We start from the raw sequence: 14,146 nt of genomic DNA on the forward strand, positions 1-14,146 counted from the left end.
GATTAGTTGCGGTGGGTGAAGGGGTAGAGGGCGGATTCGAGGGGGACGTAGAGGTGCTCGAAGCTGAGCTCGCGCACGCAGCGGACGCCGGTGGCGCAGAGCAGCTCGTCGAGGTCGTGTTCGAGGCTGTGGATGTAGTTGGCGACTCTGAGAGCTTTGTCGGCGATATCTATTCCCCTTTCGAGGCGGGGATTGTGGGAGGTGATGCCGACGGGGCAGGTGTTGCTGCCGCATTGCATGGCTTGGATGCAGCCGATGGAGAGCATGAATCCGCGGGCGGTGGCGATGGCGTCGGCTCCGAGGCAGAAGGCGATGATCTGGCTGCCGGGGTTGATGAGCTTGCCGGAGGCGACGAGTTTGAGGCGTTGCCGGACGCCGGCCGAGACGAGGATGTCTTGGGCGAGTTTGAGAGCGGGAAAAAGCGGCATGCCAACGCGGTCGATGAAGGCTTTGGGGGCGGCGCCGGTGCCTCCTTCGGCTCCGTCGATGGTGATCCAGTCGGGGAAGCTGTCTTGGCGTTTCATTTCGGCGATCAGCTCGGCGAATTGACGTGGGTCGCCGACGCAGAGCTTGATGCCGACTGGGATTTGGGAGACTTCTTGGATACGTCGGATGAAGGCGACGGCGCTGGGGTAGTCTTCGCACTCGGGGTGGTGGGTAGGGGAGACGACGTCCCGTCCCATGGGAACGCCGCGGAGTTCGGAGATTTCGGCGGTAATCTTTTCCTTGGGGAGCATGCCGCCTTTTCCCGGTTTGGCGCCTTGGCTGAGCTTGAGCTCGATGAGCTTGATTTGCTCCTTGGCGGCGAGGGCGGCGAGACGTTGCTCGTCGAGGGTGCCGTCCTCGTGGCGCACGCCGAACTTGGCGGTGCCGATCTGGAAGGCGAGGTCGCAATTTTCCATGAGGTGGTACTTGGGGTAGCCGCCTTCTCCGGTATTCATGAGGCCGCCGGTTTGGGCGATGCCGCGGGCGAGGGAGCGTACGGCTTGCTTGCCGAGAGCTCCGTAGCTCATGCCGCTGATGATGAAGGGGACAGTGAGCGTATAGGTATTTTGGATACCACGCTCTTCGCCAAAGGTGAGCTGGTAGGGCAGGAGGCGTTCTTTGGATATGGGGAAGAGGGAGTGGCGCAGCTTGATCTCGGTCGCGTCGAAGTCGTTTTGGGATCCGAAGGAGGAGGCGGAGTCGATGTTGTTGGCTTTGCGGTAGACTTCGGCCCGTTCGGTGCGGTTGAAGGGGCGTTCTTCGGTGTCGCCGGAGTAGAGGTACTGGCGGAGCTCGGGGCCGAGGCTTTCCAGGATATAGCGTCCTTGGCCGAGGATGCCGAAATTGCGCAGCAGTGAGTGGTTGCGCTGGGCGAAGAGGTAGTAGCAGTTGACGAGGGTGAGTCCCAGCATGGGGACCGTTATGAAATGGAAGTAGAAGGAAATCTGCCAGCCCGCGATGAAGAAGAGGAGGGTGAAGATGGGGATGGCGGTGTTGGTGAAGCGGGCGAGCTTGTGCAGATTGATGGCGAGCTTGGTGGACATGGGGCGACGGAGGAAGGAGACGGCTCGGAGCTTAGCTAGCGGTTCTGAGGATGTTGAAAACGAGGAGGATGAGGGATAGGCAAAGGCTACCGACAAATGAGGCGTAGGCAATTCTCAGCCAGCGAAATTTGGGGATGAGGACGTCGTGGCTGAGGTGGTAGAGGTCTTTGGCGACTTCCTTGGAGAGCAGGGTGGTGTCGTCGATGATTTCGCTCATCTGGGCGAGGTATTCGTCGCGGTTTTGGCGGCTGATGTAGGAGAAGTGCAGCGGGAAGCGATCGCTGTTTTGGATACGCCGGAAGCGTTTGGGGAAAAGGCAGAGGGTGGCGGCCATGATGGTGACGACGGCTCCTGCGAGGAAGACGGCCACGGAGGGGAAGAATCCCGGGGCGTTGATCCGCGAGATGGCGACGGGCGCGAGCACGGCGGCCATGGTGAGCAGGCCTTGGGCGCGGCGGTCGGCCATGGCTACGTATTGGGTGTGCTTGTTCTCGATGCTGGCGAGGATCGAGGCGCGGGCGATGGATTGGAACTTGGGTTGTGAAGGATCGGCTTGGTTCATGGGAGGCCTGTGTTGGATTCGGTTTTCTCTTTTTACGCAAAAGGTTGCGAGAACGGAATTTGGGAGCTAGGGGTTTGAGTCTTACAGTCTTGCCGTCTCAAGCCATGCCTCAAAACCGTTACAATCTTGAATGGAAAGTCGGATACACCGCTGATCCTAGCTTGCGTCCGGAAAAGCTGGTTGCGGCTTCGGTACCAGGGGCGGTGCAGTTGGATTGGGCGCGGGCGGAGGGGTGGCCGCATTTTTGGCAGGACGGGGACTTCGGGCGCTACGCGTGGATGGAGAAGGTCTACTGGGTCTACGAGGCGGAGCTGCCGCGGCTGGACGCCTCGGAGGACGAGCGGCTGTTTTTCGTATCGGGCGGGATCGATTATCGTTTTTTGGTGCGGGTGGGCGATCGTACGTTCTTTGCCCAGGAGGGTATGTTCAGTCCGGTAGAGATCGACCTGACGGAAGTCGCCAAGGCGGGCGACAAGATCGAGGTAGTTGTATTTCCGATACCGGATTCGGGACTGGGCGAAGGGCGAATCGAAGCGAGCAGTTCGGTTAAGCCAGCGGTTAGCTACGGCTGGGATTTTCATCCGCGCCTGGTGCCTTCAGGGATTTGGAGGTTAACCTATTTGGAAGTGCGGAAGGCTCGGCATATTCGCGAATTGCTCTTCGACTACGTAGTGGAGGAGGACTTGGCGTTGGTGAGGCTGGACCTTTCGATCGAGCTGAGCGAGGCTTCGGGCGGCTTATTCGAGTGGAGCCTGGTGGGGCCGGACGGGCAGGTGGTTGACGGGGAAGCGATCAATTTGGATGGGCAGTCCTTGGTGGACTGCTTTTGCGAGGTCCATGAACCGGAGTTGTGGTGGCCGCGTGGATACGGAGAGCAGTCGCTGTACAACTTGTCGGTGTCGCTCCATGACGAGGAGGGAGTGATGCTCGATTCGCGTTCGCAGCGGATTGGCTTTCGCACTTCCAAGCTGGTCATGAACGAGGGGGCGTGGGAAGAATCGCCGGAGATGCCGAAGACGCGAAGCGTGGCCCCGATGGCCTTGGAGGTGAACGGGCGGCGGATCTTCGTAAAAGGCTCGAACTGGGTCGCTCCGGATGTCTTTCCTGGGGTCGCTGGAGAGGACGCTTACCGTCCGCTTTTGGAGATGGCGGCTAGCTGCAACTTCAATCTTTTGCGCTGCTGGGGCGGGGCGGCGGTGGGCAAGCCGTCGTTTTTCGAGCTTTGCGATCGCTTGGGCTTGATGGTCTGGCAGGACTTTCCTCTGGCTTGCAACAAGTACGCCGAGAGTCCTGAGTTTTTGGATACGCTGGGACAGGAGGCCAACGCGATCGTGCGGCAGCTGAAGCCGCACCCGTCGGTCGTGATCTGGTGCGGAGGGAACGAGCTCTACAACTCCTGGTCCGGCATGACGGACCAGTCCAAGGCGATCCGCTTGCTCAACAAGGTTTGCCTCGAGCTCGATCCGGATACGCCGTTCTTGCCGACTTCGCCGATCATGGGAGCGGGGCATGGCGGCTACCTGTTTCGCGACGGCCGCGGGAAGGAGTGTTTCGAGGTGTTCCAGTCTGCGAAGAATTCCGCCTACGTGGAGTTCGGCATTCCGGCGCCGGCTTCTGCGGAGAAGCTGCGGAGCTTGATTCCAGAGGCGGACTTGTTTCCGCCTCGGCCGGAGGGCGTCTGGAAGTTGCGGCATGGGTTCGAGGCTTGGGAGGCGGAGAAGGAGTCCTGGCTCTGCATGCCTACGGTCGAGCACTATTTCGGCCGGCCGGAGTCGATCGAGGAGTTGGTCGAATGGGGGCAGCTCTTGCAGGCGGAAGGCTTGAAGGGGATCTACGAGGAGGCGCGGCGCCAGAAGCCCTATTGCTCGATGGCGATCAATTGGTGCTTCAACGAGCCGTGGCCGGCGGCGGCGAACAATTCGCTGGTCTCCTGGCCCTGCGAGGCGAAGCCGGCGGTGCGAGCGGTGCGGCAGAGCTGTCGCGCGACCTTGGCGTCGGCGAGGGTGAAGCGTTTTTCGTGGCGGGCGGGAGACTTGTTCGAAGCGGAGCTTTGGATGCTGCACGACGGGCCGAGCGCGGTGAAGGGGGATCGGGTGGAGGCCTACTTGCGCTTTGGGGACGACGAGAGTTTCGTGCTCGGCTGGTACTTCGATGCCTTGGAGGAAGGGGAGAATCGGGTCGGACCGGTTTTGCGTTTCCGAGTGCCGGAAATGGCGGAGCAGACCTTCCAGCTCATTTTGCGGGTGGAAGGGCGTCCCGATTGGAATTCCGAATACGCCTTCTGCTACCGGCCGGACTGAAAGGCTCGCTTTTGTCCGCAATGCGCACAGGACGGGCGATTTTGGTTGAAGGCTGACGCTTTCTTTATACAGTGATCAGCCTCTCTACTGATAGGGAGGAAAATAAATTAGAACATCTAATCTAGAGAATCAATGCCAGTCGCAACACCTAAGCAGTACGAAGCGATGTTGGATGCCGCCCAGAAGGGTGGCTACGCATACCCAGCCGTAAATATCACGTCACTCACGACAATCAACGCAGCCCTCAAGGCTTTCGCTGATTCGAAGACAGACGGTATCATCCAAGTTTCCACCGGCGGCGGCCAGTTCGCCTCTGGACTTAATGTAGCTGACGCAGCTTTCGGCGCGATCGTTTTGGCCGAGGCAACTCACTTGCTCGCCGAGAAGTACGACGTGCTCGTAGCTCTCCACACGGACCACTGTCACCCTGAGAAGGTCGACAGCTTCCTCAAGCCGCTTCTCGAGGCCTCCCGCAAGCGCGTGGCTGAAGGCAAGGGCCCTCTCTTCCAGTCGCACATGTTCGACGGTTCGGTCGTCGCTCTCGACGAGAACCTCAAGATCTCCAAGGAGCTCCTCAAGGAGTGCGCGGATCTGGGAATCATTCTTGAAGTTGAGGCAGGTTGCGTAGGCGGCGAAGAAGACGGTCACGACACGTCCGGACTCCCGATCGACAAGCTCTACACGACACCAGGTGACATGGTTGAAGTGTACGAAGCGCTCCAGCCAATCGGCCGCTTCCTTTTCGCGGCGACTTTCGGCAACGTGCACGGCGCTTACAAGCCGGGCTCCGTCAAGCTCAAGCCAACCATCCTGCGCGACGGCCAGAAGGCGGTTATGGACAAGCATGGCGCCGGCGCTGAGATGGACCTCGTTTTCCACGGCGGTTCCGGTTCCGAGCTTTCCGACATCCGCGAGACGCTCGACTACGGCGTGGTCAAGATGAACATCGATACTGACACGCAGTACGCATTCACGCGCCCAGTCGTGACGCACATCTGCGAAAACATCGAAGGCGTGCTCAAGATCGACGGCGAAGTTGGCAACAAGAAGACTTACGACCCACGTGGGTACCTCAAGAAGGCTGAAGCTAGCATGGCTAAGCGTCTCCAGGAGGCGGCCGCTGACCTTCTCTCCGAAGGCAAGACCATCTTCGGTACTGTATAGGCTGTAGTTTCAGTTTAGATACATTTTTGAAAGCCGGTTCCTGCGAGGGGACCGGTTTTTTCGTAGGGCAGCGCGGCGCTAGCTTGTTGATCCTTTTCTTGCGGATGGCGTTGGAACTGATAGGGGTGGCCTTATGCAGAAGATCGCGTTTATCGGCACGGGAGTGATGGGAGCGAGCATGGCGGGGCATTTGCTCGCTGCGGGGTATCCGCTTTGCGTATACAATCGAACCCGATCGAAGGCGGATGCTCTGGTAGAGGCCGGCGCGGTTTGGAAGGATTCGCCCTTCGAGGCGGCAAAGGGAGCGGACGTGGTGATCACCATTCTAGGTTACCCGAGCGACGTGGAGGCTGTTTATCTAGGAGAGCGAGGTATCGTATCGGTCCTCGAGGAAGGGGCGGTGGCCATCGACATGACGACCTCGAGCCCCTTGCTCGCCCAACAGATCGCGGAGGTTGGTTCGCGGCGCGGTATCGGGATTTTGGATGCGCCGGTTTCGGGCGGCGATCTCGGCGCGCGGGAGGCGCGGCTTTCCGTGATGGTTGGCGGAGAGCGAAGCGTATTTGAAAAGGCGAAGCCGATACTGGAAGTGATGGGGAGGAATATCGTTTACCAAGGCGCGGCGGGCGCGGGGCAGCACACCAAGATGTGCAACCAGATCGCCATCGCGGGCGGCATGGTGGCGATTGGCGAGTCCTTGGCGTACGCGAAGAAGGCGGGACTGGACGCGGGGACGGTGCTCGAGAGCATTTCGGCGGGCGCGGCAGGCAGCTGGAGCATGAGCAACCTCGTGCCGCGGGCTCTCGAGGGCGACTTTGCTCCGGGCTTTTTCGTGAAGCATTTCGTGAAGGACATGAAGATCGCTCTCGAGTCGGCGCGGGAAATGGAGCTCGAGCTTCCCGGTCTCGAGCTAGCCAAGAATTTGTTCGAACAGCTCGTCGCTGCGGGCGGGGAAGACGAGGGGACGCAGGCTTTGTTCCGCTTGTTTTTGGAGCGAGAGTAGCCCTATTGCAGCAGTTGCTTGGTGGCGAAGGCGAGCACGATTCCAATGGTGAAGCTGAGGAGGGTGCCGACGAGGATGTACTCGGTTTCGCGTCGGCTCTCGTGGGCTTTTTGGAAACGTAGGACGGACTTGGCTGCGATGAGCAAGCCGGCGGCGGAGAGTTGTCCGCTGTAGACGAAGATGAGCAGGAGGATGCGTTCGAGGTGCCCGATGTAGCGTCCGGCTCCGTTGAGCCCGCTGTCCTGGTGGAGTTGCTGCGGGTTGGTGGATAGCATGCGGGGAAGGGCCTTGGCGATGAAGTGTCCGGCGGCGAGGGTATTGGCGATGAGTCCGGAGATGACCACGAGGGTTTGCAGGTAGGAGACGGGATTGTGGGCGAGCCACCAGGGTTCGAAGATGCCGATGCGGGACCAGTCGATGGCGCTGATGGCGAAGATGACGGCGAGGTGGGCGCTTTGGTCGACGAGGAAGGCGGGAAGGTCGTCGATGAGGCGGCCGGTGAGGCGGATCTTTAGGAGGTCGATGAGTCCATGGCTGGCCAGCACGATGAGGGGGATGCGCCACTCGGAGAAGTCGCCCAGGAGGAGGTAGGCGCAGAGTCCGGTGACGAGGACGTGCAGCAGGAAGGTGAAGGGGCGGTCCTTGGTGCGGACCATGGCGTCGGTTTGCAGGGCGAAGTCCGAGATCAGGTGGGCGGCCAGGAGGGGGACGAAGAGGGCGAGGTCGAAGGAGGGCACGGGAAGTTTGGATTCGGCAGAGAGTGGGAAGCGGCTACGCTTCAGCGGGCGCGAGGGTAGCTTGGAGGGCGAGTTCGATGGATTGTAGGACTTGTTTTATGAGCTTCCATTGGGCTTTGGCGAGGTGTTTGCCGAAGGCTTGGGCGGAAATGGGGGGATCGAACTTTTCGGCGAGTTCGTATTGGTTCAAGTCGGTTCCGGCGAGAGCGACGGCTTGGGCTTGCTTGGAGGTCCATTGGGAGGTGAGGCCGTCGAGCAGCAGCACGTTCGCGTAGGCGAGCTCCTGGATGGGACGGGGAACGCGAGGGCTGAACTGGATGGCGAGCCGCTGCTCGTCGGGCATCTCCTGCAAGCCCCGTCCCGAGAGCACGAAGGCTTCGCCTTGGGAGAGGGAAATCTTTTCGGGGCGCAGGCTTTCGTAGTCGCCGATGCCGATGCTGACGCGGGAGTCGATTTCGCGTTTGCCCAGGAGGTGGGAACGAAGGGTGAGGGCTAGGCGGATGGCGGAGTGGGAGGGCTGGCAGAAGCACTGCCAGCTGTCTCCGGCGAAGACTTCGATGTGGGTGCTGAGGTCGGCGCTGGCGGCCGCCTCTTGGAGGTAGGCTTGGAGCTGCTGCCGGTCTGACTCGCGAAGCTCTTGCGAGCCGACGATGTCGCCTGTGAGAACTGCAATCATGAAATAAACCTAAAAAGGTTTATATTGATGAAGTAAACCAAAAAAGGTTTAGGATGAGAATCTAAGCTTATTTAGGTTTAGATTGGCTTGTTTTAGGCGGAGGAGGATTTGCTTCTGATTGAGCTTGGAGAGCGGGGCGCGGCTTGGCATGGTGGGGCGTTTTATGTTTACCGGAATCGTAGAGGAAAAGGGCAAGGTCTTGGCTTGCGAGGAGCGCGAGGGTTCGTGGCGTTATCGCATCGCGGTGGAGGTCGTAGCTTCGGGCGTGTCCCTGGGCGACAGCATCGCGGTGAATGGTTGCTGTCTCACGGTGGTGGAGATCGGCGAGGGCGTGCTGAGCTTCGACGTTTTGGAGGAGACGCGGCGCGTAACGAATTTGCGGGACATTGCGGTGGGGTCTTCGGTGAACTTGGAGCGCAGCTTGCGCTTCGACGGACGCGTCGGCGGTCATTTCGTGACGGGGCATGTGGATGGCGCGGGCGTGATCAAGACGCTTCGGCCGGAGGGCAAGGACGTGCTTTTGGAGATCGAGGCTCCGGAGGGATTTGAGAAGTACTTGGTCTACAAGGGCTGCATCGCGATCGATGGCATGTCGCTCACGGTGGCGAAGGTCGAGGGGCGGGTGGTTACGATTTGGCTGATCCCGCATACCTTGGAGGTCACTACGATTGGGGAGCGCGCGGCAGGGGATGCCGTGAATCTGGAGTTTGACTTGATCGCGAAGTACACGGAGAAGATCGTTGCGCAGAGGGCGGACTAGAGCGCTCGGCCGGATGGATTTGCGATGATTATTTCCTTAGAGACTAAAGGGCGAGGAGTTGGTAACCTAGACGAGAAGCGAAGCGACGAAGCATGAAAGCGGAAGTGGAAGCATTGGTTGAGGAGCTGAAGCGCTTGCGCAAGGCAGGCGTGACGCGGGTGAATGTATCTGACTTTTCGATACAGTCGCTGAAGAAGTTCTCCAAGGCGTCCTCAGTGGACGCTTCCACGCGAGCGGAGGTCTTGGGATCGATTCCGGAGCGCGTGCGCTCGGCCAGCGTGAAGGACTTCGACAAGGTTTTGGTGGAGACGAAGTCGGAGACCAAGAAGGCGGCTGCGAAGCAGAGCTACGGTCCGAAGTTGCCGCGTCCGCCGCGGATCTTGCTGCCGAATGGCGACAAGCAGGAGCGTTGGGAGTTTTTGCGCGATAAGGTTTTGAATTGCCCGACTTGCAACGAACGGGTGAAGCCGGGCAAGAAGGTGGTTTTCGGTATCGGAAATTTGGATGCGGATATCTTCTTCTGCGGCGAAGCTCCGGGCGCGGACGAGGAGATCAAGGGCGAACCTTTCGTGGGCAAGGCCGGACAGCTGCTCGACAAGATGATCGGGGCCATGGGCTTGAAGCGTGAGGATGTCTACATCGGCAATATCATGAACTGGCGTCCTGAGATGCCGACCCCGACGGGTAATCGTCCGCCGACGATCGAGGAAATGAATTTTTGCCTGCCGTACTTGAAGGCGCAGCTCGAGGTGGTGAAGCCGAAGTTGATCGTGGCCCTTGGGGCGACGGCGGCGAAGGGGCTGCTGGGCGCGGATTCGTTTCGCAACTTGCGCGAGCTGAAGGGGCAGTGGACTAAGTTCGAAGGAATTCCGGTGATGCCGACCTACCATCCTTCGTATTTGCTCCGCAATGACACCAAGCGGGACAAGCGCAGCGCTTGGGAAGATTGGCTGAAGGTGATGGAAAAGGCTGGCCTGCCGATCAGCGAAAAGCAGCAGGGCTACTTCTTGTAGGGCGTGGGCTCTACGCTTCTATTCCTTTTCCTTTAGGGTGAAGCGGTAGAAGTTGTTGCCTGGTTCTGGAAGAACCGTGAAGAGCGGGATTGTGTAAGTCGCCACGCCATCTTGGATTTCCGGAATGGGAGTGTTTTCTGGAAGGGCGGCCAAAGCCTGCCAGTCTTTCAGGTTCGTCGACCAGCTAAGGTAGTGGCTAACGTTTTGTCGGGCCGCTCGGATGGAGTACATCGCTACGGGCCCGGTGGGGCCGTCTCTTAGGACTTGGATGGGTGTCCAAGTGTTGAATACGAGCGGATCGCTTCCGGAGAGAAATTCCATGAGGTTTGAGATTCCGTCGTGGTCTGCGTCGTCTTCTCGAGCGGAGGGCGCTCCGTTCCATTCTATGAATTGGAGCCAGGATTCGTAGGAGCTCGCGTCTGCGGCTTCGGCCTCGAAGTCGAAGACGAGCGTTTGGTCCGAGTCGAGATGGGTGGTGAGGGTTTTGCTTTCGCCTTGGTAGGTGACGGTGACGCGGTGGGTGCCTTTGAAGGTGTTGGCGGCGTAGTCTCCGCTGGCGGAGGAGGTTCCGGTGTGGTCTTCCCACCAGTCTCGGGTGACGAGATCGACGTAGGTTTGGCCGCTGGGCTTGAGTTGCCAGTCGTTGGGGTTGCTGTCGTCGAAAAGCAGGGCGTTGTTTCGCCAGTGGTTGGAATCGTTCATGCCCCAGATGGTGAGCCCGATCACGGCTGGGTGCTCGAAGGCGGCTTCGAGGACGTTGCGGGCGAGGGTTGCTTGGGTTTCGGGGCTTGAGGCGTTGGTCGCGTCAGCGTTGATGTCGAGCTCGGTGATTTCGATCGGCAGTCCCGGGAGTCCGTTGGGATGGTTGGCGGTGGGCTCCATGGGGGCGGCGAGGATATCGAGGCGGGCCAGCAGGTCTTCCTTGCTGACGTAGCGGTCCATGTGGGCTTGCAGGCCGATGCCGTCGATTTGGCCGCCGGCGTCGCGAAGGGCGTCGATGAAGGCTTTGTATTCGCGGGCAGCTCCGTGGTTGGGGACCCAGCTGGCGTTGAGGATGTTGTAGTCGTTGAGGAAGAGGACGGCTTGGGGATCGGCGTCTTTGGCCTTGTTGAACCAAGGGGCGACGATGGCGGCTTCCTCGGCGACGCTGCCGTTGGAGATGATCTTCTCGATGAGCTGCTGGCGCTCGTGCAGGTGCTCATTGTAGAGGTCGAAGTTGTCGATGCCGGCACTTTTGTAGGTGGTATGGTAGTCGTGGATGTGCTGGAGAATCTGCTCGTTGACGTAGGCGGGGTCGGTGGAGTTTCGGACGCGGGTGGGGACTTGGTACTGGGCTCCCCAGATGGTGACGTGTCCGCGGAGCCGGAGCTTGTCGGGGCCGTCGAAGGCGTTGAGGGATTTGGGAAGGGCGGCGATCGCTAGGTTTTGCTCGTCGGTGCGGGCCTCGTAGTAGGTCCACTTCATGATGTTTCCGTAGGTGGCGGAATTGAAGAAGCGTTGCAGGTTGAAGACGGTTGTGGGGTCGTAGTTGCTGGAGTTTGGATCGACGAGGTGGTGTTCGACGGCGCAGCCGAAGCGGAAGGCGTGGTTGAGCATCTCGATCTCGACGGTGGCGCCCTCCAGGGGAACGCCAGACACGGACTGGACCTGTACGGCGAGGTCGGCTTTGCGGTGGGAGATGTCTGCGGCGAGGGCGGGTAGGGCCATCGCGGAGGAGAGGGCGAAGCGTAGGATGCGGGATTTCATGCTCTAGGGGTAGGTTCCGGGACGGGCATCGCAGGGGATGCGGTCCGGTCCCGGATTCTAGCGCATGGGGTGCTGCAAGTCTTGCGGATCTGAGCGGATCCGAGGCGAGCTGCAGTCTCTTTTTAGACTGCGTGGGGAGGGATGGCCGCTAGGCGGCTGGGGGGCGATCTACTTCTTGGAAGCGATTTCGGAGAGCTTGCGGTTGAGCACGTCGAGGGGGACCGGCTTGGCCAGCACTTCGTCGATGTATTCGGGCTTCTCGCCGGTGTCCTTGATCATGTCCCCGAAGCCGGTGATCATGTAGATGGGCGTTTGAGGGGCGACTTGCTTGATGGCGGCGGCGAGTTGGTCTCCGCTCATGAGAGGCATGGCTCGGTCGGTGATGACGAGGTCGTACTCCTTGTGCTCGAAGGCTTTGATGGCGCTGTTGGGGTCGCCGTAGACGTCTACGGTGTGGCCGCCGCTGGCGAGGAGCTCGGAAATGACTTCGAGGAGGACTTCCTCGTCGTCGACGAGCATGATGCGGAGTGATTTCATATCTGCGTACGCTCTCACGTCGAGTGGCTCTTTGGTTTCCCGTTTGACGGCGGGGAATTCCATGATGATGCGGGTGCCGACGCCTTCTTCGGACTCGATGTTAAAGGTTCCGTGGTGTCGCTGCACGACGCCGAAGACGATGGAGAGGCCGAGGCCGGTGCCGAGTTTTCCCTTGGTGGTGTAGAAGGGTTCGAGGCATTTCTGGCGGGTCTCTTCGTTCATGCCGCAGCCGCTGTCTTCGATGACGATGCGGACTTTGTCGGCTCGATCGGATACGCTGACGGTGATGCCTCCGTCGTGGGCCATGGCGTCGACGGCGTTGATGATGAGATTGGTGAAGACCTGGCGCAGCTCTGGCTCGTTGCCCATGATGGGGCGGCCGGAGGACATGCTCATTTGGAAGTCGATGTTGATGCCTTTGGCTTCCGCCTGGTTCTTCCATCTGTGGCGGGTGAGCTCCTTGACTTGCCAGAGCAGTTCGTCGGGTAGGATTTGGATGAATTCTTCGGGGCTGTTCTGGGAGCGGTAGAATTCGCGCAGGCGGCTGACGACGGCGGCGCCGTCTTGGGCGGCGACTTGGATCTTCTTGAGGTAGGAGGTGAGCTTGCCTTTGTCCTGCATGGTCTTGGGGACGGTGAGCAGGAGCTCGGAGAATCCGAGGATGGGGGCGAGCAGGTTGTTGAAGTCGTGGGCGATGCCGGAGGCCATTTGGCCGAGGGCGCGCAGGCTTTCTTGCTGGATGAGATTCTTTTGGGTTTCCTTGAGGTCGGCGAGGGCTTCCTTGAGTTCGCCGTTCTTCTTGGCGAGTTCGTCGGAGACGTTGCGCACTTCGGTGGCGTCTTCGAGGATGACGGCGAAGTAGTTGGCGTTGCCGGACTCGTCGCGCAGGGGCGTGAGGTAGGCGTTGGCGTGGAAGGCGTCTCCGTTTTTCCGATACAGGAGTATGTTTCCGTTGTGCTCGCTTTGGGACTGCAGGCTTTCCTCGATGTCGAGGATGGCGCGGGCGTTGGTCTTGGGGCCGTGCAGGCAGGCGAGGGAAGAGCCGGCGACGCGCGAGTAGCGGTAGCCGGTCATGTGCTCGAAGGCTCGGTTGGCGTAGCAGATGCGGAAGCTGGGTCCGGCCCGCATGAGCAGGAGGACGGATTCCTTGACGAGCTCGACGGAGGTTTTGAGCAGGTCCATGGCCGGGTTGTTTCCTTCCACGGTCATGTTCTTGGCTTCGATGAGGAGCTTGCTGTTGCCGGCGTCGCGGCGGGCGGAAAGGAGGACGGACTTGATGCGGCCTTTGTCGGCCTGGAGGCGGACGATGCAGGACTTGGCGGAGTCGGACTGCCTGGTTTCGGCGAGGTAGTCGGCGAGTCGCTGGGAGTCGGCGGGGACGGTGATTTGGTGGAGGTTGAGCTCGCGGACGCGCTCGATGCTGGTGCCGAGCAGGTCGGCCCAGGAGAGGGAGGCGGTCTTGAAGGCGCCGTCGAAGTCGTGGGTGGAGGAGAGGTTTTGGTTTACGGGAAAGGCTTTGGCGCTTTCGGGGGCCTCGTTGGTTTGCACGGTCTTGAGGACGATGCGGCTCTTCTCGGGGTCGGGCGAGATGAAGAGGGGAAAGGCTTTGAGGAGCAAGGTGTGTCCGATGGCTCCGGGGGCGGCGAGGGAGGTCTTGAAGTCGGGGGCGGCGGACTGGGGATCGATGTTGAAGAGCCAGTCTTTGAGGCCGGGGGCGTCGCTGACGAGCAACGCGAGGTTGGTGGTCTTGGCCTGGCCGGGGGCGAGGCCCCAGACGCGGTCGGCGTTGAGGTCGCAGTCGACGAAGCTGAGGTGTCCGTTATGGAGGGAGTAGGCGGCGTTTTCGCCGGGAGTGCTCAGTCGTGCGAAGAAGTTCCAGTCGAGGGCAGGGGCATAGGCGCCTTGCTCGGGCCTTTGGTCCGAAGAAAGGGAGTGGTCGCCAGCGAGGCGGGATAGGTCGGCTTGACGTGATCCTGCTGGGCGCTGAGTTGGGTTGCTATTGCTTTCGCGAAGCATTCTGTCCGTCCGTGGGTAGTGCTGAGTGGCTTGCGGAGCTAAATCCTTTTAGCTCGGCGCCGCGTCCGGGAGTTGGGACCCGAACGCGGCTGTTGGAAAAGTT

General features: G+C 60.4%; 11 protein-coding genes. 5 read left to right on the plus strand and 6 right to left on the minus strand.

Features of this window, described 5'->3' with window-relative positions; all coding sequences use genetic code 11:
• Positions 1–2: 2 nt before the first annotated feature.
• Both QEH57_RS14045 and QEH57_RS14050 read right to left on the minus strand, forming a co-directional pair.
• Positions 3–1,529, minus strand: coding sequence for an FMN-binding glutamate synthase family protein (locus tag QEH57_RS14045; RefSeq protein ID WP_309007381.1), 1,527 nt, complete (start codon positions 1,527–1,529; stop codon positions 3–5).
• A 31-nt stretch (positions 1,530–1,560) separates the two neighbouring features.
• Positions 1,561–2,091, minus strand: coding sequence for a Pycsar system effector family protein (locus QEH57_RS14050; protein ID WP_309007382.1), 531 nt, complete (start codon positions 2,089–2,091; stop codon positions 1,561–1,563).
• A 104-nt stretch (positions 2,092–2,195) separates the two neighbouring features.
• On the opposite strand from QEH57_RS14050, the gene QEH57_RS14055 reads away from it, so the two are divergent.
• The 3 genes from QEH57_RS14055 to QEH57_RS14065 all read left to right on the plus strand — a co-directional run bounded on the left by QEH57_RS14055 (position 2,196) and on the right by QEH57_RS14065 (position 6,558).
• The gene (locus QEH57_RS14055; RefSeq protein WP_309007383.1) at positions 2,196–4,391 is read left to right on the plus strand and encodes a glycoside hydrolase family 2 TIM barrel-domain containing protein; all 2,196 of its coding nucleotides are present in this window, start codon (positions 2,196–2,198) and stop codon (positions 4,389–4,391) included.
• Between the two features lie 132 nt (positions 4,392–4,523).
• Positions 4,524–5,555, plus strand: coding sequence for a class II fructose-bisphosphate aldolase (gene fbaA / locus QEH57_RS14060; protein ID WP_309007384.1), 1,032 nt, complete (start codon positions 4,524–4,526; stop codon positions 5,553–5,555).
• 133 nt (positions 5,556–5,688) lie between these two features.
• Positions 5,689–6,558: an NAD(P)-dependent oxidoreductase gene (locus QEH57_RS14065; protein WP_309007385.1), complete on the plus strand. Its 870-nt coding sequence runs from the start codon at positions 5,689–5,691 to the stop codon at positions 6,556–6,558.
• A 2-nt stretch (positions 6,559–6,560) separates the two neighbouring features.
• Here the strand turns inward: QEH57_RS14065 and QEH57_RS14070 are convergent, their stop codons facing one another.
• Both QEH57_RS14070 and QEH57_RS14075 read right to left on the minus strand, forming a co-directional pair.
• Entirely contained in the window at positions 6,561–7,295 is a 735-nt protein-coding gene (locus QEH57_RS14070; RefSeq protein WP_309007386.1) for a DUF3307 domain-containing protein, read from the minus strand.
• A 34-nt stretch (positions 7,296–7,329) separates the two neighbouring features.
• Positions 7,330–7,971, minus strand: coding sequence for a hypothetical protein (locus QEH57_RS14075; RefSeq protein ID WP_309007387.1), 642 nt, complete (start codon positions 7,969–7,971; stop codon positions 7,330–7,332).
• A 163-nt stretch (positions 7,972–8,134) separates the two neighbouring features.
• Here QEH57_RS14075 and QEH57_RS14080 point away from each other — a divergent pair, with 163 nt between their 5' ends.
• Complete coding sequence (locus QEH57_RS14080; protein ID WP_309007388.1) at positions 8,135–8,731, plus strand: riboflavin synthase; 597 nt, start codon at positions 8,135–8,137, stop codon at positions 8,729–8,731.
• A 92-nt stretch (positions 8,732–8,823) separates the two neighbouring features.
• A complete protein-coding gene (locus QEH57_RS14085) occupies positions 8,824–9,744 on the plus strand; it encodes a uracil-DNA glycosylase (RefSeq protein ID WP_309007389.1) in 921 nt (306 codons plus the stop codon).
• A gap of 18 nt (positions 9,745–9,762) precedes the next feature.
• Here the strand turns inward: QEH57_RS14085 and QEH57_RS14090 are convergent, their stop codons facing one another.
• Both QEH57_RS14090 and QEH57_RS14095 read right to left on the minus strand, forming a co-directional pair.
• Positions 9,763–11,490, minus strand: a complete 1,728-nt coding sequence (locus QEH57_RS14090) for an endo-1,4-beta-xylanase (RefSeq protein WP_309007390.1) — start codon at positions 11,488–11,490, stop codon at positions 9,763–9,765.
• Between the two features lie 168 nt (positions 11,491–11,658).
• A complete protein-coding gene (locus QEH57_RS14095; protein WP_309007391.1) occupies positions 11,659–14,043 on the minus strand; it encodes an ATP-binding protein in 2,385 nt (794 codons plus the stop codon).
• Positions 14,044–14,146 lie beyond the last annotated feature (103 nt).

Source organism: Pelagicoccus sp. SDUM812005 (assembly GCF_031127875.1).
In the GTDB taxonomy this organism is placed as follows: Bacteria; Verrucomicrobiota; Verrucomicrobiia; order Opitutales; family Opitutaceae; genus Pelagicoccus.

Coding starts and splice junctions, on each gene's coding strand:
- QEH57_RS14045 (WP_309007381.1), bottom strand. CDS start 1,529: ATGTCCACCAAGCTCGCCATCAATCTGCACAAGCTCGCCCGCTTCACC.
- QEH57_RS14050 (WP_309007382.1), bottom strand. CDS start 2,091: ATGAACCAAGCCGATCCTTCACAACCCAAGTTCCAATCCATCGCCCGC.
- QEH57_RS14055 (WP_309007383.1), top strand. CDS start 2,196: ATGCCTCAAAACCGTTACAATCTTGAATGGAAAGTCGGATACACCGCT.
- fbaA (WP_309007384.1), top strand. CDS start 4,524: ATGCCAGTCGCAACACCTAAGCAGTACGAAGCGATGTTGGATGCCGCC.
- QEH57_RS14065 (WP_309007385.1), top strand. CDS start 5,689: ATGCAGAAGATCGCGTTTATCGGCACGGGAGTGATGGGAGCGAGCATG.
- QEH57_RS14075 (WP_309007387.1), bottom strand. CDS start 7,971: ATGATTGCAGTTCTCACAGGCGACATCGTCGGCTCGCAAGAGCTTCGC.
- QEH57_RS14080 (WP_309007388.1), top strand. CDS start 8,135: ATGTTTACCGGAATCGTAGAGGAAAAGGGCAAGGTCTTGGCTTGCGAG.
- QEH57_RS14085 (WP_309007389.1), top strand. CDS start 8,824: ATGAAAGCGGAAGTGGAAGCATTGGTTGAGGAGCTGAAGCGCTTGCGC.
- QEH57_RS14090 (WP_309007390.1), bottom strand. CDS start 11,490: ATGAAATCCCGCATCCTACGCTTCGCCCTCTCCTCCGCGATGGCCCTA.
- QEH57_RS14095 (WP_309007391.1), bottom strand. CDS start 14,043: ATGCTTCGCGAAAGCAATAGCAACCCAACTCAGCGCCCAGCAGGATCA.